A 23,996-nucleotide genomic window follows, 5' to 3' on the forward strand; every position below is an offset into this window, starting at 1 on the left:
ATGAGGTTGTCGCTTAATCTTGTTGTAACCAAGAGAATCCTTCGTGGATGTTTAGGAGCAACTATACTGACAACGGGTTTGGTCAAAATTGTTCAAGTACTTATGCGCCTTCAAACGGAAAGAGTCTTGTAACAAGAGGATGAATGATAAGTAGGTCAACAAGGAATGTGTACCTATGGAAACAACCGAGCAAGTAGACGAGTGCAACCAATCAAAGAGCAAGGTTCTCCTTCGCTCCGCTCTGATATTAGGGACGTTGTTTTTCGCTGCCGTGGTTGCACGTTTTTATGTGGCATTCCGCTACGAAGTTAACTGGGATGAATTTTATTACCTTTCTTTTGTTCACCAATTGATTAACGGTGAAGCAATCAACAGTTTTCAAACCTTTCATATCCACTTCTTCACTTGGCTACAGCATGTGTCTAGCAATGAAGTCGATCAAATCATTGCCGCTAGATCAGTCATGCTCGTGTTTCAGTTGGGAACTGGGCTGTGCATTTATAAGCTTTGCCGACTTCAGTGCAGTGTCACGGGGGCTTTGTTTGCTGTACTTGCTTACTTTGCGTTCTCATTCAACGTCCGAATGGGGGCGAGCTTTAGAACGGATCCTATTGCGACCTTCCTCGTCATGATCTCTTTGTTCTATGTCTTTCGGGACCAGCTTACTTGGCGCCGTTCGGTTATCTGTGGAGTGCTTACCGCCGTCGCTTTACTCATCACACTTAAGACTTCTTTGTATATTCCCACTTTCTTAATGACTGTGTTGGTTTGTTTTTATTGGACACAAGATCGCGTGGGATACGCTAAACAAATTTTGATTTATGGCTGCTCGATATTGGTGTCATTTGCGATTCTCTACAGTTGGCACTATCTCACCATTAGTGGTTTGAGTAGTGGAGCAGATGCGGGCTCTATGTTGAGTGCAGCGGATAAGACCATGAATCAAAGAGAGTTCTTTCCACGGTGGTTTTATTTCCAGCATTCATTGGTGACGGACTTTGGATATTGGATAGCTTTACTGTTCGGTATCGCCTTTGCGGTGTTCTCTTGCTTTAATCAAGTTCAAATTGACCGTGCTACGTCTCTAAAGTTACTGAGTTTGGTGCTGTTGCTCGGCACCTTCTTTTTGTATCGAAATGCCTTTCCGTATTACTACGCCTTTATGTTAGCGCCGGTGTGTGTGTTGTTCGCCGTTGCATGGGATGGGGTTCATCATTATCTGAATGATAAGGCCAGCCACATTTTCTCCATTATGATCCCAGGTCTATTCGCGGTTTCTATTGCGGTCAATGGCTTCGTTTTTCCGACGAAAAGCACGCTGGATTATCAACGCGACTTTATCGAAGCAATTCATAAGATCTTTCCTCAACCTGTCGCCTACATTGATCGTTGCTCCATGATTTCCAGCTATTCAAAGCAGGGATTCTTTATGAGCACCTGGGGCTATGAGGATTATCAAGCCAGAGGTATCCCTGTGATTCAATCCGCGATAGAAAATGCGAATCCCGTGTTTGTTGTGGCTAATACGCACTATTTAGATGTGCTTGGTGTAAATGCGCTTAACGTTAATCAGTCTAAAGAAGATGAACATGGTGGCTCGGAGCCAAAAGACTGGTTACTCGCGCAAGATAGTGAGGCATTGAAATCGAATTATATTCATCACTGGCAACAACTCTTTGTCGCAGGAAAAGTGCTGCATTTTACTCAGGCAGATGAGCTACAAGTGATTCGAATTCATATTGAAGGTGAATACACCCTTGAGGGAGAGATCGATATTTTGCTCGACGGCCAAACATGGAACAGTGACCAAGTTCGTTATCTATCGAAAGGTTCATACCAAGTAAGTTCGGCCTCTGCTGGCGAGGCTGTGATGCGTTGGGGGGATCATTTACATCGGCCAGAGAGCGTCTCTCAATCACACGTATTGTTCACTGGGTTTTGAGCTTTGCTCTAGCATAAGGAAGGGGATTTGATGAAGCTGATAGTCCAGATACCGTGCTACAACGAAGCGGATAACATTGCCGCGGTCGTCCATACCATACCGCGAGAAATTGAAGGTATTGATAAGGTCGAAATTCTTATCATCGATGACGGTTCGACCGATGGTACGGCAGAGGTTGCGAAGTCATTAGGTGTCGATCACATTGTGATTAACCACAGTAACAAAGGGCTTGCGTACACCTTTCGTAAAGGGCTGGAAGAATGCTTACGCCAGCATGCGGATATCATCGTAAATACCGATGGCGACAACCAATACAACGGGGAAGATATTGCGTTGTTGGTCAAGCCCATCTTGGAGCAGCAAGCCGAGATTGTGGTTGGCGATCGCGGTGGATACAGCAATAAACACTTTTCTTTTTTTAAGCGTTGTTTGCAAGTGTTTGGCAGCTTCGTGATTGCTAAAGCTACAGCATTACCAGTCAGTGATGCGGTGAGTGGCTTTCGTGCCATTAGCCGAAGTGCAGCGCAGCAAATCAATATTGTCTCTGACTTCAGCTACACCATCGAGATGTTGATTCAAGCCAGCGCCAAGCGTTTACATGTGGTTTCTGTCCCGATTCGAACCAATGAGAAGACGCGAGAGTCCCGTTTATTCAAAAGTATTCCGCAGTTCTTAAAAATGTCGGTATCGACGTTAGTGCGAGTCTACACCATGTATCGACCGCTGCAGGTGTTCCTGTTTATTGGCCTAGTGGCCATGGTCTGTGGTGTGATTCCTATTATGCGCTTCTTGTACTTTTTCTTTCATGGAGCAGGCGATGGTCATGTGCAGTCTTTGGTGCTTGGCTCAACGTTATTGATTCTCGGCTTCATCACGCTATTAATGGGGTTAGTTGCTGATTTAATTGGTTTCAACCGGAAGCTGACGGAAAAGGTATTGCACCGAATTGAAGTCTTGGAAGAGAAGCTAGAAAAGCAAGAACACACCAAAGAGGAAAACGAATTCGAGCACCGGAGAAAGCGCTCAGGAGAATAGCTTCAGCAAGGTGTTAGGAGTTAATGTTAATTGGTCGATATCTTCTGTCGTGGCCGATAAAAAGAAGCGATGGCAAAGAAAAGCAGGTCACCCAAAACAGTGATAATGCGTGAAAGCAGTACGGCGAGTATTAGTGTTTCTTGATGTGCGGTTGTGCCCAATAGCACGATTAGTACGGCTTCTCTCACTCCCAACCCCGCAGGAGCGCCAGGCGTAAGAAAACCAACGAGCCAAGCGATAACAAAATAAGCAATAAGTAGGCTCCATTGTCCAACTCCATCGTGAGTAGATAGGCTCAAATACACCGCAGAAAATAAGCTACCGGACAACGTAAAAAAGAGCAGGTACAACCCAAATGCTTTCACACAGTTGATGTTCGATATGCGCAGCAAAATACCGGCTAGAACGGCATTTAAAGTGAAAAAAGACACAAGACTGAGCAATGTTAGGCCGGGGAAGTAATAAGTGATAAGAAAGGTGCTGAAGGTACTCGCCGTCACTATCATTAGCCCGACTTCCCAAGCTGAGGATTTCAACAAGGTATGGTTGTTGATGCCTTGTTCCACGCCAAGGATTTGCCGATTGGCGAAATGAAAAACATTGCCCGGTAAGTATTTGGCGAGTTGGGACAATCCAAACACCCAAATCATGGAGTTACGCTTTAGCTGAGAGCCTAAACCAGACAACAAGAGCCCCCACGCTCGGGCTAAAAGTAAGTTACCGAACGCATAAAGTAAGATGCATAAAGCCGTAATGAAGTAGGTTTGAGAAGAGAGGGACGTTACATTTATTTGCTGAGAATAATCAGTGATTTTCGCAAGTACGAACGCGATGGCAAAAACAGTAATCAACCTACCGAGCCATCTCAAGATGAGCTTCATTTTTTCCTTAGTCATGTTCGACTCGTTGGCAGAGTACCATTGTCCAAGGAATCGGGGATCGCACTTCAAGAATCTCGAAGTGCTGGGACAGCAGTGCTTTGAATGTCCGTTTTGACCAATGCTGAATATGTCCTGGCGTATTACCACCATCTTGTAGGTATTTTCCTCTCGCCATATTCAGTACTCGCCACAGTGGCTCTCGCGGGACACTGAAAATATAGTGGGAGGCGTTAAGTTGTTGGAGTGCGATGAGGGCTTGTTCTGGGTGCTCTAAATGTTCAAGTACTTCGCAGCAAACAATCATCTCAGCAGAGTCATGCGCTGCCTCAACGTCATAGACACTCTTCTGTTCAAATAGGTTTTCTTTTAGGTGACTAGACAGAGCATTTTCTTTCGCGAGTTGAATGACTTGATGAGAGAAGTCACTGCCCTTGGCATCAATACCTTGCTGCTGCCATTTGAGTACCCATACGCCCTCCCCACAACCTACTTCGTGTATTGATTGTGGTGCTACGTTGTTGACCAGTTCCGTTAAGTTACGGTCGAAGCCTTGCATCAACTTTCGAGCAATAGGGTTTTGAGTGTTGTACTTGTCGTAATAATTGCCAACGGGGATGCCTTGTTCTTCAATGCCTTTTGAAATCTTCATCCTTTGCCTTTCTAAGTGTTAAGCATGTTAAGAGTGCCTAGTAAAAGCATTAGCTAACAAGGCTTTACATGGCTTCTTATTAGTCTAGGACAGAATGGCAGATTTAGAGTGGTCACGTAGCTCTGGAGGACAAACAAAAAGATACCGCCTATCAAGACGGTATCGAATGTTATGAGTTTAGATGGTTAACGCTGATTAATCAGACTGTTACGAACAGCTGTCAATCAAGGTCCAGCCTGAATATGGGTCAGCAGGAGTGAGAGTCGAGTCTGTCCAACGGTCGGCTTGATACAAGTTGCCTTGGTAGGTCACTTGTTCGCCCGGTTGATATTGTCTTTGCTCGAACTCTGGAATATCGGCACAAATGCCATCACCGCCACCGCTGTTATCGCCAACCACCTTCAGTGATGTCGAATCTGAGGCATTTAGCTCGCCATCAGAAACTTGCAATGAAATCGTGAAGGTGAGGTCTGGGTCTGTGACCGGAGCCGTTACCACTAACGTGTCGCTATTGGTGTCGCCGACAACCGTTAGGTCAGAAGGAACCTCCCATTGATAGCTAATCACATCGCCATCTGGATCAGAAGCGTTAGCGGTGATGGTTACGCTTTCGCCACTGTTTACCTGATAGTTCGGAGACAGTGAAACGCTTGGTGGATTATTGTCGACTGGTGGCTTATCGCCGCCGTCACCGCCCCAAATTGAGCCGTCACAATCGTTGCCAACCAAACACGTTGGATTTTGCGCGTAAGCGTCTACTTTGTTATCTAGCCAGCCGTTGTCCGTGCCGTTTGAGCCAATGGTAACGACCGCCGTAGTTGAGCCACCACCCCATAACAAGGCAAACACGTTGCTTTTCGGTAGATCTTGCATAGCCACATGAGACCAGTCGTAGCCCGCATCTTTTTCTAGCAATTCGCGAACGTTACTCGCACCGTTGTAAGTGGTTGGATTGAGTTGCTTGTCGAGTAGGCCAGTACGTACGTTGTTGATGTCCGTACCGATGCGCGCATCGCCCATAAAGTAAGATCCGCCAGACGCCTCATGCTCAACGTTGATCAGTGTATTGCCTTCATCTTGAGTCGGCATGTGGCCACCTGGGATTTGCCAAATCATGGCCGGAGACTCAACGCCATCACTGATGGTTTTCACATATGATAGGTAACGTGTCCAGCTGGTGGCGTTGTACGCGTAGTTCGCGATCGCTTCTGAGCCGAAACCATCGCGCTCATATTTATCGAACACAATGTAATCTGGTTGGTAAGTGCCAGTGTAAACATCCAGCGAGTTGACGAAGTTCGCCACTTCTCGGCCTTTGTCAGCTGATTGGTCGTCTGTCTGGTGAATCCAGTTGGCAGAGCCCACCGCCCACAAGTTGATTTGCCAGCCGTACGTTACGTCTTCTGCCAAGCCATTCATGATGAAGTTGAGTGACGCAATGTAGCCTTTCAGTGTGTTCTCGAATTCAGGCACGGCCACTGGTGGTTGATAACCGTAAGTTGTCTTCATGTAATCCAACGCACGAGCTAGTTGGTCATTCACATTGACCGCACCTGCTTGGTTTAGATCGTCCACATGGCTTGGGTTTTTCTGTAGTTCACCGAGGAAGTCTGGGTTAAGCACAAACGACATTGGCGAGCTGCCATCACCAGCCGCGTACTCTTGCGCCGCGATAGCTTGAGTAATGAAGGTCGCGTAATGTTTGTAGAGCAATTCATCATCGACTAAGTCTGTCCAGCTTGCACCACCACTTGCGTTTGCGGTGTAAACCACCATCACTGGCAGAACGTGATGGCCTGAAAGATCTGAAGCGCTTTGTGCATTTGCGTAGGTTCTATGCAGCGGAAGCTCGTCTTTCGGCAGGATCACGCCTGGATCACCAGAGCCACTCAAGCCAGCATATTTGAAGATTGCGTTGACCTTGGTTGCGCCGATTTCATTGGTGGTCTGTTCGCTGTCGTTCGTTACCGTGCCGTTTGCTACGTAATCTGGGAAGCCTTTGACTGCAAGGCTCATCGCTTCGCGGAATGGCAGCGTTAGCAACAACGGAGCATCACTTTGCGTGACAGAGACAGAGTCATCACCGTCATAGGCGTAACGCGTGTCTCCAGCAAACACCGAATCGATTTGGATGTCGTACTCACCCGGCTTAACGTCGTCAGGTAAGGTGAATGGCGAGCTAGTAATCTCGTAGCTGTAGCGACTAGAGCCATCTTTCGCGACAAGGTTGAGCACAATTGGCATCGCTTCTTGAGGTAAGTCGACAATACTCGCTTGAACGGTAGTGAAGTCGTCACTCGCGATAGGCGTTTCAACGATGTTGGTGCTGATTTCCGTCGCCGTGTCTTTGTTGACCAAGACATCGAGGTTGTCGCTCGGTTGGTAAAGCACGTTGTTTACCGTAATAGATGAGTAGGAGAGATCGTATTTGTGGTTATCAAGCAGTTTGCTGATGTCGATCTCGCCGCCAAATGGCACCACTAGGCTGCGTTCAACGTCTTGCGTGCCTGCCTCTTTCACGATGGCATCTGTGGTTAGGCTTGCCGTAATGTCATCCAGTGCAGGCATGGTGAGCGAGATGCTTGCATAGTAGATAAACGCGTCGTACTGCACGGAAACACTAGGCTGCGTTGCATCGCTATCGACAGTCACGGTTGAGGTTGGTGAGGAGGCGTGGGCAATCCCCATTTCGCTCGTTACATCTTGAGCGGTGACTTGATATTCGCCATCTTGGAGGTGCTCCAGAACAAAGCTGCTTCCCCACGGGACAGACACGGTCTCACTGTAGTTTTCACCTTCGACCAAAATCGATGCCGCGGCTAGGCTGGCGTGTGGTGAATTTGGTGCTTGTAGGGTGATTTTGCCTTGAAGTGCAGGATCATTCTTGATAATTACCTTCTCGACGTGCACGTCGTTTCCATCGATGTAATCACCATTGCTGGCATTGAGACCAAAGAAGATTTGAGCCGTTTGACCATCGTTTAGAATTTGTGACGTGCTGTCATGAGTAAAGACAAACGTATTGGGAGCAGGGCTGCTGACATTAAAAGGTGCGCCCCATGAACTATTCACCGTCGCGTCTTTGTCTGACGTTACCCAAATCTCTGCGTCCGCCAAGTCTAATTGCTGGCCTGAGATATTTTTCAAATCGATCTGCGCTTGTGAGTACCACTGGTCAACCTGTGGCACGGTTATCGTGGCAGAGACCGACTCGCTTTGAGCGGCTGTTATAACGTTTTCTTGCGTTGCACCAAGAGCAGAGGTGGCCATGATTGGGGAACCCATGAGCACCGCTGTTACCATCAAGCTGATTGTTGTTTTCTTCATTGTTGAATCCTCATCACTCGCTTTAAAAAAGCTAAGTGACTGTCCTTGTTGATTTTCTATTCGTGAGGGATTTCCGGCGAGGACTTCAAACACTAAGCAAATGTCACAAAGAGAGGGAAGGCCCTTGATCTAACCACTGCCGAAATCATCTATATTTTTTGCTTACACCCAGTTACAAATGAAAAGAAACAACTCAAAATTTGAAGGTCGATTCAGAAAAAAATCATCATATGCACCCAGGTTTATAAATTAAGCTAATTTATTGATTGGGATGAATATTGATGTCAATTATTAGTGGCTAGAGTATTTACTTGATTAATGCTTTTGGTTGTGTGGGAGAGCATTGTTGGGGCGAATAAAATGAATTGCTAATACGATGAGAAAAGTAGATCTTGAGCCCAAAAATAGGTTGGTACAGAGTCAGAATAAGCGGGATAAATTGGATGGCGATTTTGGTGTTCAAAACGGCCATCCAAGAGGTGAAAATCAAGAGCAAAATCGCCTTGAAAGGGTTAAGCGCGATAAAACTTACTGTCGCTGAAGACGTCACGATCACGCGGATCGTTCGATAGGAACATCCACATCTCTTTCATGCTTTGTTCAAAGAACTCTTCTTCAAACACCACCATAGAGCAATGCTCACCAAGCCCAACCACGAAAGGTTCGAGTGCTTCAAAACCAATGCGTTCGATGTCTTCAATATCAATGAAGTACAGCTTCTTATCGGTTCTCTGTTCGCTTTCTGCGGGCAATTTGCCTTTACCAAGTACAGAGAAGTTAAGCTCAACAGTTAAACCCGTACGGCTTTGTTTGAGCTCATAAACCTCTTCCGTTTGCGCCATCACGCTGTAGTTCAAATCATCAAAGTAGCTCAGTGTTTCTTGCTTCATTGGGTGCATAAGTCTTCCATAAATTGTGCGGTTGAATCTGATGAGATTCCGTTACAAGCCTTTCAAGTATTGAGCGTTTGCCGTTGGGTGAATCACGGTATTAAGTGCTTCAGCATGCTGCTCATTATGTTCATTCAGCAGAGCGGTAAAGGCATCGATCAATTCAGGTTTGGTCATCGTGACTTTAGTTTCTGTCTGGATGTCGCGCAGGTCGATTAACACGTCAGTTAACAGTTGAGGCAAATCTTGCAGAACTTTTAGGTTCAACACGTTGTGCTCGCTGTAGATCGAGTTGTGACTGCCTTTTTGTTTTTGCACCACATACGGGTTGTCTTTTAGGTTGATGATCGGTGTGCGCTTGTCACAACGCTTCAAACAACCTTTGTTGACCTTAATCTTGCGGCAACCTTCGGTTTGTTGGAACAAACACTGGCGACTGGTGAGAAGAGTGTTCGGGTGGTAAATACTGTAGTAGCTGCGCATGCTGTGCGGTCGCTTAATGTGGCGCATCTGCTTCATGTTCAGCTCGTTAGAGATAAACGCACCGCTTGCGGCGAACTCTTCTTGCAAACATTTGAACGAGTAGGAGTTCACTGTGTTCATCTGCGGGCCTGCAACCCAACCTAATCCCAGCTCTTGAGCCAAAATGCCCACACCAGAGTTATTGGTGATCGACAATTCTGGCTTCACTGCTTCTAAGAATGCTCGTGCGGCTTGGTAATCGTCACCAATCAAAATAGCAGGGAACCAAGGTTTCAATCTTGGGTTTGCTTGGAACAACTCAAGCATCGCATTCAGTTCACCTGCCAATCCCATTGGTAGCTGGAAGTACACATCGACATTGCTGTCTTCGCATAGTGCGGTGTCTTCTGCTGATGAAATCAAGACAGATAGCTTCGGAGCGCCTTCACGCATTGCTGGTTGAGGCAGCGTCGGCAAAGTCGGTACATCAATCGCGCCCTTTAGGCTGCTGCCAGAGGCTTGCGTTGAAGTCACATCAAAATCTTGCGTCTTCTCTGCAACCTTCTCAATGATTGCGGTTTTGTCGTCGTAGAGCTTCTTCTTCACGCCTTGCACATCATCGGCGGATTCGCATTTGTAGATCTTTGAGAAGTGTTTTACAGCGTGATCGCGAGGGTTATCGATGTACATCGCTTTACCGAAATCCCCTTGCAAAAATGCGTTAGAGAAATCGCGGTTAAATACGGTGTACAACTCTGTGGTGTCGTTTGACAGTTCTACGCCATCACACAAGCGGTCGATCTGTTTACGCCAGTTATCAACTACGGTGTACACGTAGTGAGATTTCTTAATGCGGCCTTCTACTTTCAACGAATACACACCCGCATCGGCAAGCGCTTCCAAATCGCCAAATGCCGAGTTGTCCTTCATGTTGAGAGGGTAGCTGTTGCCAGTTTTGGTGGTTTCGTATTGTTCACGACAAGGCTGGCTACAACGACCACGGTTGCCCGAAGCGCCGTTGCGCGCAGAGCTGATGTAGCAAATGCCAGAGAAACCAATGCAGTAAGAGCCGTGCACAAACACTTCCATCATCACGTCATGCTCACGACCAAACTGAGCCAGATGCTTGATCTCATTGATGTTCAGTTCACGAGAGAGGTTTACGCGGCTTGCCGTCAACTGATTCAGGAACAAGATCTGTCCTTCGTTGTGCGTGTTGAGTTGGGTTGAAGCGTGTACGTCTAGATCTGGGAAATGATTCTTGAGAATGTAAGCCAAACCAAGATCTTGCACGATCACGCCATCAATCGCGGTGGTGTTTAATTGGCTGAGCAAACGCACGATGGCTGGAATTTCGCTTTCCAGAATCAACACGTTCAGAGTCAGGAAGATCTTACAGTTGTGCTGATGCGCAAGCTGTAATACGCCATTCAAGTTATCTAAGGTGAGGTTGGTGGCTCGGTTGCGGGCATTAAAACGGTCCAGTCCGCAGTAGATAGCATCGGCACCCGCAGCAATGGCTGCTTTGATGGAATCCAGATCGCCGCCCGGCGCTAATAACTCAAATTGATCGCGTGTCACTCGTTAGCTCTTACTCAGTAAAATAGGACGCGTATTTTATGTGCTTCACGGTTTTAATGTTGGACTGATTAACGCTTTATTAATCTGAATCAATTATTGGTTCGTGACGGGTCTGCTGCAACGAGTAAGGGCACTGTTGCAGCGGTGAAATCAAGTGAGTTGTTCTTACTGGTTGCTAGGCTGCTCGTGGTCGAGGTCTGGCCATATGCGAGCAGCATTCACTTAACCAACCGTTGCGATGAGCGGCGTTGTAAGCTCCGCGACAGCAGCGTAACCAATCTTTTTTGGTCGAGAAGTACGATGCACTGCCTTTGCAGATTTTCAGCGTCCATTTTGAACGTGCAGAACGCATGTGGGCGCAGCACCTTTTCATCCAACCATTGCGGTGAGCGGCGAAGTAGGCGCCACTGCATCCTTCTTGCCATGCTGTTCGGGTTTTGTATTCTGCCGCGCTTCGGATGCAAGCGTCGAGCGTCCATTTCTTTTGTGTTCTCGGGGCGCCCATATGAGCGCAGCACTGCTCCAGCCAACCTCGATTTCTGGCTGCTTGGTAAGCGCTTTTACAGGCACTGATCCACTCGGTGCGTGTTCCGAAAGCTCGCGCGCTTTTGACACAGGCGGCCAAATCCCATTTCAATTCGATGGGCTTCATATGCGTGCAGCAGTCATCCAACCATCCATTTCTATTGGCCGCGTTGTAAGCGCCGCTGCATCCTCGCTGCCAATCGGAGCGCGTCTCGTATCGTTTTGCGTTTTCTGAGCAGGTTTCGAAGGTCCACTTCTTACCGGTGCGAGAAGGGAGCATATGAGCGCAGCAATCTTCTATCCAACCGTTTTTCCTTGCTGCGTGGTAGGCGCTCTTGCAGCCGTGATTCCATTCTGAACGAGTGTGGTATTGTTTGGCGTTTCGCTTGCACTTGTCGTATGTCCATTTGACGCCGACACGTTGCATGTGAGCGCAACATTGGTCGAGCCATCCATTACGGTAGGCCGCGCTGTAGGCTGCTTTGCATCCTTCACACCACGCTGTACGTGTTTTGTAGTTCGCCGCACTTTGTTTGCACAGTTCTAGATTCCATTTGCCCCGTTTTTTGGGTAGGTCCATAAGATTCATAAGCGCACCCCTTCAAGTGTTCCTGAATAAGGTTAAAAAGCCGTTTCCCTGAAATATATTGCCCATCTCGCTCTCTAAGAAGCTTGCTGATGTCGATGGGTGATGATGTCGATGGTATTGCTCTTATGTACGGTTTTTTGGGGCTTTCGGGTCAATTTAAGCCCAATTTACACAAGGGAGAAACAACAAACCCCGCAACGTGGCGGGGTTTGGAATTGAGGTTTGAAGCGAGAATTACGCCAGTTTGAACGTTGCCACTTTCGAATTGAGATCTTCTGCTTGAGATTTCAGCTCAGACGACTGATTCATCGATTCCTCTGCCCCGATAACCAAGTGATCCGTGACGTCTTTGATGGAAGTAACGTTCTGGGTGATTTCATTGGTCACGTGGGTTTGTTCTTCTGCGGCGGTGGCGATTTGGGTAGCCATATCGCTGATCATTGCTACTGCCGAGTTGATTTCATCCAAGGCTTGAGAGGCGCGGTCGGCATCTTCTACCGAGCCCAGTGCCAGTTCAGAGCTACGTTCCATCAAAGTAACAGCACGCTGAGTCGTGCGTTGTAGCGTTTCGATGGTGGATTTGATCTCTTCTGTTGATGTATGAGTGCGTTGCGATAGAACACGAACTTCATCCGCAACCACAGCAAAACCGCGGCCTTGTTCGCCTGCACGTGCAGCTTCAATCGCAGCGTTCAATGCAAGTAGGTTGGTCTGCTCAGCAATGTCACGAATGGTCGATAGCACGGTATTGATGTCCTGAGCATGCTGGTTCAGTTCACTGATAACACCGCTGGCTTGGTTCACTTCCGAAGACAGGTTGTTGATCGAGTCTTTGGTGTTCACTACCAGTGAGTGGCCGTTTTGTGTGCTTACGGACGAGTCCTGCGCCACTTTCGCTGTTTGCTCGGCATGAGAAGCAATTTCTTGCGTCGCAGAGGCCATTTCGGTCACTGCCGTTGCCACAAGCGTGATTTCTTGTTGCTGGTGGTTAAGCTCTTCAACCGATTGGTTTGCACGTTTCGTGCTCAGCTCTGATTGATCGTTTAAGTTTTCCGCTTGATGACGAATATGGCCGATAAGTTGCTGAAGACTGGCAACGAACTGGTTGAAGTTTTCTGCCAATTCACCCACTTCGTCACGGTTCTCAACTTTGATGCGCTGAGTTAAATCACCGCTACCATTGGCGATTTGCGATAGGGCATTTGACACGTTATAAAGCGGACGGAAAAGGATGTTACACAGTAGGTTAAACAAGGCCACACAGATGATCACCACAATCGTAGTTGCGATGATTTGTCCCCAAACGGCATCGTAAAGTGGGGCGACCAAAGAGTCATTATCCAGAACCGTTACTGTGGTCAATTTGGTGCCATCGATGGCTTTCGCGTAAACCACGAAGTCTTTACCGTTGATGGAGATGGTGCGCTCTTGTCCAGAGTTGGCAGCCGCGACGATGTCGCTGTTATTTAAGCCCAGCTTGCTCACGGGCTGGTTAAGCAGCTTGCTGTTGTTGTGGGTAAAGATATTACCCTGATCGTTGGCGATGAACATATAACCTTCACCAGGCAGAATCACTTGGTTCAGGCTATTTAGTATGTCACCGATTTCCACGTCTGCACCTAGCACGCTGGTTTGACCGTGAAGCTGGAGTGCTTTACCCAAAGACACTACGTTTGCACCTGTTGCCGCAGCAACGGTTGGATTGTCCATAAAGACTTTCGAAGGGTTTGCGATTGCGTTGGTGTACCAACCCCATTGGCGAGGGTCATCGTTACCCGGTGGCAATACAACACCATTCGCGTTGTCTTGAGAACCGTCTGGATACGCAAGGAAGACGTTATCAAACGCGGCAGAATCGCGAACCTGCTTAAGGTGCGTCACAATCGCTGATTTTTCAGCGTCTTGAGAAAGCGATGTGAGTGCACGTTCTTTCGATAGTAGCCAGTCGCTTACGTATTGGTTGTAAGATGCGCTAGTACTTTCTAGGCGCTGAGCGACTTCAACATCAAGTCTTTGCAAAGCATCACGGAAAGACAGCCCCTCCACCAACACTCCCCCGAGGATGATGGCAGCACTGGCGGAGATCGCCAGTTTGTTCTTTAGAGATAGATTTTTAAGCATAAAGTTATAGTTGGCTCTTATATTTATAAAAATAGGTATTTAGCAGCGACATTATATTTTAGTGGTCAAAATAAATTCAGATCTATGTCGCGTATTTGAGTGGTACTGATGTTAATGCGCAAATATTCAACACAGTGCTTTGCCTTTTTGCGCTAACTTGTTTAAAAGAAAGGCGCTCTCTAGCGCTTTGTAAATAATTCGTATTTTTATAAAGTGTGATGGAGATCTTACTATTCGGGCGTATATTTCATATTAAATATCAAGCATATGACGTGACCGATATATTGCCTCAATTAATCTTTATTAGGGACGATAGTTATGCGTAGCACGTTGTTATTCCCCGCCTTATTGCTGTCAGGGTGTGCTCTGACTCCCCAATCTACACCTCTCCAAGCCGATCCAAATTGGACGGTCGACCAACTTGCCAACGGGATGAAATACCACATCTACCCAACTCAAGATGAGGAAGTTTCAGTACGTTTGATGATGAATGTTGGTTCGTTCCAAGAAGAAGCCAACCAAAAAGGCTATGCACACTTTATCGAACACATGGCATTTAACGGCAGTACGCACTTTTCTGGCAATGATGTGGTGAAGTTGTTTGAAGCATCTGGTGGCAGTTTTGGGGCTGACATTAATGCCACCACCACTTACCAGCAGACGACTTATAAGCTCGACCTTGCCAACCCAAGTAAATTAGATGAAGCGCTTACGTGGATGCGTGACATCAGTGATGGTATTGAGTTTGACCCAACGCAGGTAGAAAAAGAAAAAGGGGTGATTCTAGGGGAGTGGCGACGCTCTCGTCCTGATGATAAAGCGTTAGCATTCAATGCTTATCAAGCTTCTATTGAGGGGACGCCTTATGCGGATCATGATCCAATTGGCACGCGCAGCTCAATTGAAAATACCACCTCTCCGGCGTTAAAAACGTTTTATGACAAGTGGTATCAACCGCAGTATGCCGAGTTGATCATTACCGGTAATGTCGATGTTGAGTCGATCACCAAGATCATCGAGAAAAAGTTCTCTAACTGGGAAAGCACCTCTGATATCGAGCTCGAAAATCGTCGTGATATACGAGTGAACAACGCTAACCGTATTCTGCCAAGTAGCCAGATGGAGTCTCCAAGCTTACATCTGATCATCGACCGAGACTCTGTCACGCGACAAACGGTGCAGCAGCAACATGCAGCGTGGCAAGATGAACTGAGCGCTCAGCTTATTCAACAACGTTTGCTGACGGTGTTTAATAACGCCGCTGAATCTTTCCAATACGTATATGCACAGCCTTACTCGTCTAATTATCACCGCATGATGTCGGCAGGTGTCTCGTTTGCTCCGGAGCGTCGCGACAATATTCAGCAAATTTTCCTCAATACACTGACGTCTTTGCGTGATTATGGTGTCACGCAACAAGAGCTTGAGAACGTAATGTCGAGTTGGTACGGCGAGCTGAACAACCTCGACTCGGATTGGGCGAAACGTAAGCCAGCAGGTTACGCAGAGGCTCGCGTATTCCAACTGGAGCGCGATTCGGTGTTCCCATCAAAAGACGGTTACAAGCAAAGCCTGACTACTTTTGTAAAAGACAATGATCTTAGCCATGCCAACCAAGCACTTGAAGATTTGCTTGCTGAGCCAGCAAACTTTGTGATTGGTTTGGGTAAAACGGAAAGTAAGCAGCAATTCGCTGGTGAGTTTGCATTGCTCAGCGCCGCTTATGCACAAGCTGGTGAAAAGCCGTTGGAAATGTACGCTAAGACAGATGGCTTTATTCAGCCGAGCCAAGAAGGTGACATTATTAACGTGCGTGAAGAGAAGGGCGGGTTCCAAGTTTACACCCTCTCAAATGGCATTGAAGTTTGGTTCCAAAAAGATGAAAAAGCCGCTAACCGCGCATACGTATATTTAGTGAGCCAAGGTGGTAAAGCGGCACTTGATAAATCGCTCTATCCTGCTTTTGAAGTGGCGACAATGTCGGCTGCACGCAGTGGCTTAGGCGATTTCTCAGGCGCGGAGCTGGATAGCTACTTGCGCAAAAACGACATTTCACTGTTCCCGATTCTGGGGCCGACGAATCATGGTATCGAGGTTATAGCGCCCAAAGCGCACCTAGCCAGTGCAATGAACGGTTTGTACAACGTGGCAACGCAAATTAAAGTTGATGAGCGCCAACTCGACGCGGTGAAGCGTGAGTATGTGCAGCAACGTCGCTCGTTCTTTGAATCACCAATGGGTAAATGGGTTAAAGCGGCGAATGAAAATGCCTACTTACCTAACAGTCGCCACCGCTTGCTATTAACTCATGGCGCGGATGAGGTAACCAAAGAGCAAGTATTTGCCGTGCATGATGCGTTATTTAAGGTGAATCGTGGCTTTAAAATGGTGATTTTGGCGGACGTTGAGCCAGAACAAATTACACCATTGCTGCGCAAGTACGTGGCATCCATTGACCTCAGAACGGGGGAGGCGGTGGATTATCATGTCGCGTTTCAACCTAACGCTAAAAGCCGCTTAGTGATGGCGGAAGGGAATGAGCCGTCGTCGTTGTACTTGCTGCGTTTAACTAACAAGCACGAGTCACCAAGAACCGCGCGTGATACGGTGATCGAGGACATGTTGCAACGCATTGCGGCAGCACGAGTAACAGATCAATTGCGTGAAGAAGCAAGCTTGGATTACAGCCCGAGTATTTATCCGATTACGCAAGACAGAGAGCAGGTTTCAGATTGGTTCTTTGAATCGCAAATCGATCCTAGAGACGTCAGTAAGATGGATGCACAGTTAGACAAGATCTTCGATGCGTTAGCGAAAAACATCACGCAACAAGAAGTCGATATTGCCGCGAAACAGCTTTCTGTTTCTATGAAGGACATGGATGACAATCCGGGGCAACGCAGCTGGGCATATACTCGTTATTTAGTGCACGACTACGGATTAGATGTGTTGCTAGATGTTGATAAAGCTGCGCAAAGTGTGACGCTGAAAGAAGTGCAAGCCAAAGCACTTCAAGCGTTCGGCAGCAAAGCGAAACGCACCACCATTATCCTCAATCCAAAACAATAATCAGCAAAAGGGCGACTCAATGGTCGCCCGTTTTGATTTGCTGCTTGTAGGCTTTTATCGCCTCTTTTCGCGCCGTATCGAGATCAGGGCGACGCACCACCACCTTCATCCCCGATTTCGGTTTTACCTTACAGGCGTAATGTGGCTTCCCATCCACTTCGACTTTGCAAGCATGGCAGCATCCGTGTTTACGATGGTTTTTCAAGCAAGGCGCGGCGATATTCACTTTGGCCTTACGTGCGACTTCAACCAAATTTTGGTCGTCAGGTGACAGAGTGATTTTATGGGTATCAATCTCGATGATTGCTGGTGTAAAAGTAAACATAAGCGCTTAGATTCAAGTTAAACAATGACTAAGACGTCAATCGTTGGAAAAAGACGAAGTCATCACTCAATTGTTTTAAAGTTCCGTTCAATTTTTAACTTACTCAGTTTTGTGAACGAAAGTCTCATATTGATTCGATGTAGGAAACCATGTGGTATCGCCTCGGTCTCACCTAACTCCAAATTGAAGTAAAAAAGGTTCCCCCAATGAAACGCTACCTATTGTCGACAATTCTACTCCTAAGCAGCGCAAATGTATTCGCAGAATCTGCACCAGCGCAGCCTGTGGCACCAAAGCCATTTGGTCTAGAAAGCATCACGACTGAGCAACAAGCGAAAATCGAAGAGATTCAAATCAAACTGAGCAGCGAGCTGGCGGGTAATCAAGATCCTAAAGCGGTTCAAGAGAGCGCGAAGCAATTTGAGAAGTTAGTGAAAGCATCATCATTTGATGAAGTGAAAGCGACGAAGCTGATCAAACAAGCACATGCAAAACAGCTTGATACACAATTGGCACAATTGAAAGCACAGCACGATATCTACAACGTACTGACAGCAGAGCAGAAAGCGACATTAGAAAAGCGTCAGCAAGAGCAACTGAAGAAATTTGAAGCACTGCAAAAAGACGCTCAGTAAACACAGATTTTTATTTCCCCCTATTTAAACCAAGGCTCCCTAATGGGAGTCTTTTTTATGCGTTAAATTGCAGCGAAACAGAAGGAAAAAGCAGAATTTTAGTGTGATTCAAGTTCAAGTCGAATCGGCATACATCGATTGTACGATGATACTTTTTACAGTGTAAAACTCACGGGCATATAGTGGCGGCGAATCAGTTATTAACGACAATATAAAGGTCTAAAATGAAAACAAAAGCCCTACTGTGTTCTACTCTTGTTGCAGTGACAGCCCTACCTACCTTTGCTGGTGAGACCAAGCTGGATGTACGTTTTGGTCACAACACCGCGTCTGATATTCGCGATAGCCGTGTGAAATTTATGCATACTTTCGATACGGGTTTTTACTTTAGTGCCGAAGCCGCGCAAATCCACAATGATGGTTACTTTGCTGGTAATGACTCTAATGATCCAGATAAGAATGGCTTGAAGGCAGCGGCACAGGAATTTGAAGCAACTTACAAGTTTGATCTTGGTGAAGATTGGTATTGGGCGCCAGGTTTGGTGATGGTAACAGCCCCGAACTGGACGGAATACCGACCTTATCTAAAGCTTGGTACGACGTTTGACAATGGCGTGTCTCTAACGGGGCGTTACCGCTACAACTGGTCAAACGATGCGAATGGTAAAAACTACCTTGATGGTTCTGGTACCACTCGTGGTGCTTCTAACCAGTTTGATCTTTGGATCTCGAAAAACTTCGGCGATGTGGGTCTTATGTACAACCCTCGATACCGTTACCAAGATGGCGTAGATCAAGGCACTGGTCGAGATGATTACTGGGAGCACACGATCATGGTTAACTACAAGTTGAATGAAACTTGGACGCCATACATGGAGCTGGTTTCTGTCGATGAAACCTACGTGGATGAACAAGGTAACCGTGAGAACGATTACGCAGTGCGCTTAGGTTTTGTGATGAACCTGTAGTAACGAAAGAAATCAAAAAAAGCGGTCATTGACCGCTTTTTTTGATCGGAAATAAGAGCAGAGGCGAATTAAAAAGTGAGCAGCTCTTTGCCGATTTTATCAACGATATTAAGGATATGGATTTGCGACTCTCGACTATAGAGAGAAATGCCATCCACTTGCTCCTCCAAAGGAATATTCAGGTGGCTCGATTGCGCTAATGTAGAGCCTTTTCGACTGATTCCCATCACCTTAAGACCTTTTCTTTTGGCGTTGTGCGCCATCTCTACAACGGCTTGTGTCTCCCCAGATTTACTGATTAACAAGAGCGTTCCGAGCTCAGCCCGCGTTAGCTGGTGGATATCTGTGATCACCAAGTGAGGAATATTCGCCAGAGAAAGAAAGCGCGACAAATAGTTCACACTCACAATCGATGCCCCGCGAGAGTACAGATACACAACAGGGGAGCCACTCAGTGTCTTTGCCACTTGTGAAATGACACTTTGCTCGCACTCTTCACCCTCTAGGTTTTGTGCCTGTTCTTTCAACTCATTTGCCAATTTATAGCGCAACTCTGTGTAGCTGGCATACCCCATTTTTTTACAAACCCGATTGACCGAAGTTGTAGTGGTAAGTGCCTTGTTGGCTATGGTCTTTGCCGAGATCTCATGCAGCTGACTGGCGTGCCCAATCAGATACTCGTAGATAACGCGCTCTATGCCTCGAAAAGTGTTCATCGCTTTTGACTATTATTGAGAAAACTGTCGGTATTACGCTTGAAAATGGCCGCGTTGTCTTTGCGTCGGATCACAGATGTATCGTGATACGTGAGTTGTATGAGGAAACAATATCTGAGCCGAGTTGGGGTTCATATACTGTCCGCAGTAAAAAATAACAAGGTATAGACCCATGAGTAAAAAGAAGCTGGTTGCAGTCACCGCCTGCCCTACAGGCATTGCACATACCTTTATGGCAGCTAAAAAAATCAAAAGCTGGGCTGATAAGCATGGCTATGAAGTCAAAGTGGAAACCCAAGGCAGCGATGGTGTGAAAAACCGATTGACTGCTCACGATATCGCAACCGCTGATGGTGTCGTGCTAGCCGTTGACGTACCCATCATGGACATGGAGCGCTTTGATAATGCCAACCCATTAAAAGTGCGAACTCAAGAGTTGATCAAACATGTGGATGCTTTGTTGCCAACGGTTTTCCAACGAGGCAAAGAAAAGTCGGCAGCATTGAGTGAGCTTCCAATTGAAGAAAAGCGCTCGGCGTATCAAGTCGCGATCGGCCACATCATGACAGGTATCAGCTACATGCTACCTGTCGTGGTTTTAGGCGGTCTTCTAATGGCGGTTGCCAAGATAACCGGTGAGTTCATAGATATCTCCGGCACTCCGATTCAAACCTTGGATAAATTGGGCTTCATGACCATTAAGTTCATGTACCCAATCTTTGCTGCATACCTCGCCTATTCTATCGCTGGTAAACCCGCTCTGATCCCTGCCTTTATTGGCGGCGTGATGAGTGACGAAGTGTACAAACGCTTTTTCGACCTCGAGGGTTGGGCGCCTTCTGGCTTCTTTGGCGCCATCGCAATTGGTTTCCTAGTTGGTTATCTCGTACGTTTCTTGAACGACACGATCAAAGTGAAATCAGAGCTTACCACGTTGAAAACCATGCTTGTGGTCCCGGCGATTACGGGTGTGGTGATGGTGCTGACGATGGAATACGTCATCAATCCATTCTTTGGGGCTTTGAACATCGCCATGATTAACCTGTTTACCGAAGCGGGTGATGCAGGCCGTGGTATTTACTCGATGGTCATTGCGGCAGGTACTGCATTTGACTTGGGTGGACCAATCAACAAAGCCGCAGGCTCAGTGGCGTTAGGTCTTAATGGCATGGGCGAAGGTTTTGATTTGATTGCCCGTGAATTGGGCATCGTTATCCCGCCTATCGGTGTTGGCCTTGCAGCCTTACTCGATGGCAAATTCCGTCCGCGAGTGTTCTCTCCAGAAGAGCAAACCGTCGGTAAAACATCTTTGATGCTGGGCTTAATTGGCATTTCAGAAGGGGCGATTCCATTCATCCTAAAGAACCCGAAGATGATTCCAATCATGATCTTAGGTTCCATCATCGGTACGCAGTTAGCTGTAGTGCTCAACGTATTCCAAAGCTTGCCATTACCGGCAGTATGGGGATGGTTCCTATCATCTGACCCTGTGAGCTACACCATTTCTGTTATTGCCGGCTCTCTGTTTATTGCTGTGGCTCTGCTGCTTTGCACTAAACCTCAGCCTACTCAAGCTTAACCATTTTCAACGGAGGAAGATGCGTCTTCCTCCAATAAAATTCAGACCAAGATTTAGAGACAACGCCAATGGCTAAAGTACACGTAATTCCTCACACTCACTGGGATCGTGAGTGGTATTTCACCCAACAGGATAGTGATGTACTCGCGACTTACAATTTTACAAAAGTAATTGAAACGCTTGAAAACACCGAGGCTTATACCTGTTACCACTTAGACGGCCAGTCCTCTATTGTGGAAGATTATCTTAAAGTCCTACCTTACATGCAGGATCGCATGGCTAAATTGGTTTCAGGGAAGAAACTGTTTATTGGACCATGGTACACACAAACCGATACCTACAACGTCGCCGCAGAATCGATCATCCGTAACTTGAAATACGGTATGCATATCGCTGAGGAACTTGGCCACAGTATGAAGGTGGGCTACTTACCAGATACCTTCGGTCATAACGCGCAAATGCCTACCATTTTTAAAGGCATGGGTATCGATAACATTATCTTCTGGCGCGGTATTGATTATGACCAGCAGGTTGAAAAATCGCACTTCTTCTGGCGTTCGACTGGGGGCGATGAGATCTATGCTTACAACCTAGTTCATGGTTATGGAGCAGCGAAGAACATCAATGCAACGCCTGATCATCTGGATAAGAAAATCTTCCCGATGGTAGAAAAGATCAAATCACTCTCAGGTTTGGATGAAGTGTTGATTCCATCGGGTGGTGACCAAGTGAATATCGACCCTGAGTTACCAAAAACCTTACAAGCTGCGACTGAGCGCTCGGGTAAAGATGTTTACGTGATTTCATCGATGGAAGCGTTTGTTGATGTGCTACGTGATAATGACCAAGCGTTTGAGACATACCAAGGTGAGTTCAAGTTGCCACGCTACACGCGCATCCATAAAACCATTGGTTCAGTCCGTTATGACATCAAGAAACTCAACTTTGAAATTGAACAGTTCTTATTGAAGAAGCTTGAAGTGGTGATCGCCATCGCGAAAGCTCAAGGTATTACCGTACACACTGAGTTAGTCGATATCGCTTGGAAAAAAATCCTTGAATGTCATGCCCATGACAGCATGGGTGGATGTAATAGCGATGCCACCAACGCCGATATCATGCATCGTCTCAAGCAAGCGGAAGAGATTTGTCACGGCCTTTACAACCTCGTTATCAAAGAGATTGCCAGTGCATGTCATGATGATGAGTTGATGTTATTCAACGGTCAAATGACACCTTACAACGGGATGGTCAAAGCGGTTGTATTTAGTGCGAGCGAGAACATTTCGGTTCTGGATTCTGGCCAGCCTCTGCCGATTGAAGTGCTCAAGAAAGAAACATTGAGTGGCGGTAAGATCATTGAGGTAACGAAAGACGGCGAGAAGGAAGTCGACGTCCCACCATACTACCGATTCGAGCTTAATGTGTTTGTTTCTGAATTACCTGCCATGGGGTATCGCGTTTTTGAAGTTCAAGCTTGTGAGCAAGCCAATGCAGAGCAAGTGAACAGCGAGCAAACGGTGATCGAAAACCAAGCATTGCGAGTTTCTTTAGAGCAAGGCCAATTGCGTTTAGAAGACAAAATTAATGGCCGCGTTATCGAGCAATTATTGACGTTTGAAGAGCAAGCCGACGATGGCGACTCCTACGATTTCTCACCACTGGAAGGTGATACACCAAACTACAGCACTTCGCTTGAGTGGTTGTCATGTACGGTTGGTGAAACGCAACAAAGCTTATCTGTTCGAGCAACGTTAGTAGTGCCGCACGATCTGACGGCACGACAAAGTGGTGAGCAGAATAGACAAGCGGTCTTCGACATTACGATGAGTCTGGTTAGTGGTGAGTCCCAGCTTCTGTTTGATATCAACACAGTGAACAACACTTGCGATCACCGTATACGCGTTCTGATTAACTCAGATCTTCAGACTGATACTTCGATCAGCACTCAACCTTTCGCACTGATGGAGCGTCCTGTTGCTCCCGACCTAGCGCAATGGCGTGAAAAGTACCGAGAGTGTCCTGTCGATATTGAAACCACAGATGGTTCTGTAGCGATTGCTGAGTCGGAGCGAGCTTTGATTATAACGGGGCGTGGCCTTAAAGAGTTTCAGGTATTGAAAGGCTCAGAAAGCGATAAGATCGCACTGACTTTGTTTAAGTCGACCGGAAGACTTGGGAAGGATGACTTGTTATGGCGTCCGGGGCGTGCATCTGGCATCAACAACACAGTGGTATATACGCCTGATGCTCAACTTCAAAAAGCGATGAGCTTTAGCTTTGCTCTGGCTCTGTGTGATAACGCCCAGCACAAGGCCATTCGTCAGTTAGAACGCCGTTATTTGGACCAACCTTTTGGGTACCAAAAACAATCGCTGAACAGTTTTGAAAATCGTCTCGAACGCTTCCAAGTTCGCTTTGAACCGAGACAGCATTCACCTTCATTCAGTCTGTTCTCATTACCGCAGGCGCTGGAACTGTCCAGTTTAGGACCCTCTTTCTACCGTGATAATGCGATCATTCTACGCGTATTCAACCCAACTGAGAGCCCAATCGAGCTTGACCTTGATTCGCTGAAGCATTTTGCAGACGTTGAATTGGTGAACTATCGCGAGCAGCCACTCGAGGGCGCTTACATTGTGCGCCCGAATAACAGCTTAGATGTGCGTTTAACGCTTGGTAGCAAAGAGAAGTAGGAGAGA

General features: G+C 46.9%; 16 protein-coding genes. 7 read left to right on the forward strand and 9 right to left on the reverse strand.

The features are described 5' to 3' along the window. Nucleotides 1–175 precede the first annotated feature (175 nt). Nucleotides 176–1,942, forward strand: coding sequence for a hypothetical protein (locus GXP65_RS17895; protein WP_162093392.1), 1,767 nt, complete (start codon nucleotides 176–178; stop codon nucleotides 1,940–1,942). Between the two features lie 30 nt (nucleotides 1,943–1,972). Beyond that, nucleotides 1,973–2,977, forward strand: a complete 1,005-nt coding sequence (locus GXP65_RS17900; protein WP_162093393.1) for a glycosyltransferase family 2 protein — start codon at nucleotides 1,973–1,975, stop codon at nucleotides 2,975–2,977. A gap of 26 nt (nucleotides 2,978–3,003) precedes the next feature. Here the strand turns inward: GXP65_RS17900 and GXP65_RS17905 are convergent, their stop codons facing one another. The 7 genes from GXP65_RS17905 to GXP65_RS17930 form a co-directional block, all read right to left on the reverse strand. Continuing rightward, the gene (locus tag GXP65_RS17905) at nucleotides 3,004–3,873 is read right to left on the reverse strand and encodes a hypothetical protein (protein WP_162093394.1); all 870 of its coding nucleotides are present in this window, start codon (nucleotides 3,871–3,873) and stop codon (nucleotides 3,004–3,006) included. Continuing rightward, nucleotides 3,866–4,507 carry a methyltransferase domain-containing protein gene (locus GXP65_RS17910; RefSeq protein WP_162093395.1) on the reverse strand — a complete coding sequence of 214 codons (642 nt, stop codon included), beginning with the start codon at nucleotides 4,505–4,507 and terminating at the stop codon, nucleotides 3,866–3,868. Before GXP65_RS17910 ends, GXP65_RS17905 begins: the two co-directional genes overlap by 8 nt. A gap of 207 nt (nucleotides 4,508–4,714) precedes the next feature. Then, entirely contained in the window at nucleotides 4,715–7,834 is a 3,120-nt protein-coding gene (locus tag GXP65_RS17915; RefSeq protein ID WP_162093396.1) for a hydrogenase expression protein, read from the reverse strand. Between the two features lie 512 nt (nucleotides 7,835–8,346). Further along, nucleotides 8,347–8,733, reverse strand: a complete 387-nt coding sequence (locus GXP65_RS17920; protein WP_162093397.1) for a hypothetical protein — start codon at nucleotides 8,731–8,733, stop codon at nucleotides 8,347–8,349. Nucleotides 8,734–8,775: 42 nt separating this feature from the next. After that, on the reverse strand, nucleotides 8,776–10,767 hold the full coding sequence (locus tag GXP65_RS17925) for a peptidase U32 family protein (RefSeq protein ID WP_162093398.1): 1,992 nt from the start codon (nucleotides 10,765–10,767) through the stop codon (nucleotides 8,776–8,778). A gap of 175 nt (nucleotides 10,768–10,942) precedes the next feature. Further along, complete coding sequence (locus tag GXP65_RS25495; protein ID WP_038890415.1) at nucleotides 10,943–11,881, reverse strand: hypothetical protein; 939 nt, start codon at nucleotides 11,879–11,881, stop codon at nucleotides 10,943–10,945. 234 nt (nucleotides 11,882–12,115) lie between these two features. Then, nucleotides 12,116–14,002 (reverse strand): methyl-accepting chemotaxis protein, encoded by a 1,887-nt coding sequence (locus GXP65_RS17930; protein WP_045371492.1) that lies wholly within the window; start codon nucleotides 14,000–14,002, stop codon nucleotides 12,116–12,118. Between the two features lie 318 nt (nucleotides 14,003–14,320). Here GXP65_RS17930 and GXP65_RS17935 point away from each other — a divergent pair, with 318 nt between their 5' ends. Then, on the forward strand, nucleotides 14,321–17,071 hold the full coding sequence (locus tag GXP65_RS17935) for a M16 family metallopeptidase (RefSeq protein WP_162093399.1): 2,751 nt from the start codon (nucleotides 14,321–14,323) through the stop codon (nucleotides 17,069–17,071). Nucleotides 17,072–17,087: 16 nt separating this feature from the next. On the opposite strand, the gene GXP65_RS17940 is transcribed toward GXP65_RS17935, so the two are convergent. Continuing rightward, the gene (locus GXP65_RS17940) at nucleotides 17,088–17,396 is read right to left on the reverse strand and encodes a 2Fe-2S iron-sulfur cluster-binding protein (RefSeq protein ID WP_162093400.1); all 309 of its coding nucleotides are present in this window, start codon (nucleotides 17,394–17,396) and stop codon (nucleotides 17,088–17,090) included. A 206-nt stretch (nucleotides 17,397–17,602) separates the two neighbouring features. On the opposite strand from GXP65_RS17940, the gene GXP65_RS17945 reads away from it, so the two are divergent. Together GXP65_RS17945 and GXP65_RS17950 are read left to right on the forward strand one after the other, a co-directional pair. After that, nucleotides 17,603–18,031: a Spy/CpxP family protein refolding chaperone gene (locus tag GXP65_RS17945; RefSeq protein WP_051118694.1), complete on the forward strand. Its 429-nt coding sequence runs from the start codon at nucleotides 17,603–17,605 to the stop codon at nucleotides 18,029–18,031. A 224-nt stretch (nucleotides 18,032–18,255) separates the two neighbouring features. Beyond that, nucleotides 18,256–18,999, forward strand: coding sequence for an oligogalacturonate-specific porin KdgM family protein (locus GXP65_RS17950; RefSeq protein ID WP_005429124.1), 744 nt, complete (start codon nucleotides 18,256–18,258; stop codon nucleotides 18,997–18,999). A 68-nt stretch (nucleotides 19,000–19,067) separates the two neighbouring features. On the opposite strand, the gene GXP65_RS17955 is transcribed toward GXP65_RS17950, so the two are convergent. After that, nucleotides 19,068–19,715, reverse strand: a complete 648-nt coding sequence (locus GXP65_RS17955) for a MurR/RpiR family transcriptional regulator (protein ID WP_038890412.1) — start codon at nucleotides 19,713–19,715, stop codon at nucleotides 19,068–19,070. A gap of 172 nt (nucleotides 19,716–19,887) precedes the next feature. Between GXP65_RS17955 and GXP65_RS17960 the strand changes: the two genes are divergently transcribed. Together GXP65_RS17960 and GXP65_RS17965 are read left to right on the forward strand one after the other, a co-directional pair. Continuing rightward, complete coding sequence (locus tag GXP65_RS17960) at nucleotides 19,888–21,294, forward strand: fructose-specific PTS transporter subunit EIIC (RefSeq protein WP_045416206.1); 1,407 nt, start codon at nucleotides 19,888–19,890, stop codon at nucleotides 21,292–21,294. 68 nt (nucleotides 21,295–21,362) lie between these two features. Continuing rightward, on the forward strand, nucleotides 21,363–23,990 hold the full coding sequence (locus tag GXP65_RS17965; protein WP_162093401.1) for a glycoside hydrolase family 38 C-terminal domain-containing protein: 2,628 nt from the start codon (nucleotides 21,363–21,365) through the stop codon (nucleotides 23,988–23,990). The last annotated feature ends 6 nt before the right edge of the window (nucleotides 23,991–23,996 follow it).

The sequence above is a fragment of the Vibrio sp. LB10LO1 genome (genome assembly GCF_010092875.1).
Classification (GTDB): domain Bacteria; phylum Pseudomonadota; class Gammaproteobacteria; order Enterobacterales; family Vibrionaceae; genus Vibrio; species Vibrio campbellii.

Coding starts and splice junctions, on each gene's coding strand:
- GXP65_RS17895 (WP_162093392.1), top strand. CDS start 176: ATGGAAACAACCGAGCAAGTAGACGAGTGCAACCAATCAAAGAGCAAG.
- GXP65_RS17900 (WP_162093393.1), top strand. CDS start 1,973: ATGAAGCTGATAGTCCAGATACCGTGCTACAACGAAGCGGATAACATT.
- GXP65_RS17905 (WP_162093394.1), bottom strand. CDS start 3,873: ATGACTAAGGAAAAAATGAAGCTCATCTTGAGATGGCTCGGTAGGTTG.
- GXP65_RS17910 (WP_162093395.1), bottom strand. CDS start 4,507: ATGAAGATTTCAAAAGGCATTGAAGAACAAGGCATCCCCGTTGGCAAT.
- GXP65_RS17915 (WP_162093396.1), bottom strand. CDS start 7,834: ATGAAGAAAACAACAATCAGCTTGATGGTAACAGCGGTGCTCATGGGT.
- GXP65_RS17920 (WP_162093397.1), bottom strand. CDS start 8,733: ATGCACCCAATGAAGCAAGAAACACTGAGCTACTTTGATGATTTGAAC.
- GXP65_RS25495 (WP_038890415.1), bottom strand. CDS start 11,881: ATGAATCTTATGGACCTACCCAAAAAACGGGGCAAATGGAATCTAGAA.
- GXP65_RS17930 (WP_045371492.1), bottom strand. CDS start 14,002: ATGCTTAAAAATCTATCTCTAAAGAACAAACTGGCGATCTCCGCCAGT.
- GXP65_RS17935 (WP_162093399.1), top strand. CDS start 14,321: ATGCGTAGCACGTTGTTATTCCCCGCCTTATTGCTGTCAGGGTGTGCT.
- GXP65_RS17940 (WP_162093400.1), bottom strand. CDS start 17,396: ATGTTTACTTTTACACCAGCAATCATCGAGATTGATACCCATAAAATC.
- GXP65_RS17945 (WP_051118694.1), top strand. CDS start 17,603: ATGAAACGCTACCTATTGTCGACAATTCTACTCCTAAGCAGCGCAAAT.
- GXP65_RS17950 (WP_005429124.1), top strand. CDS start 18,256: ATGAAAACAAAAGCCCTACTGTGTTCTACTCTTGTTGCAGTGACAGCC.
- GXP65_RS17955 (WP_038890412.1), bottom strand. CDS start 19,715: ATGAACACTTTTCGAGGCATAGAGCGCGTTATCTACGAGTATCTGATT.
- GXP65_RS17960 (WP_045416206.1), top strand. CDS start 19,888: ATGAGTAAAAAGAAGCTGGTTGCAGTCACCGCCTGCCCTACAGGCATT.
- GXP65_RS17965 (WP_162093401.1), top strand. CDS start 21,363: ATGGCTAAAGTACACGTAATTCCTCACACTCACTGGGATCGTGAGTGG.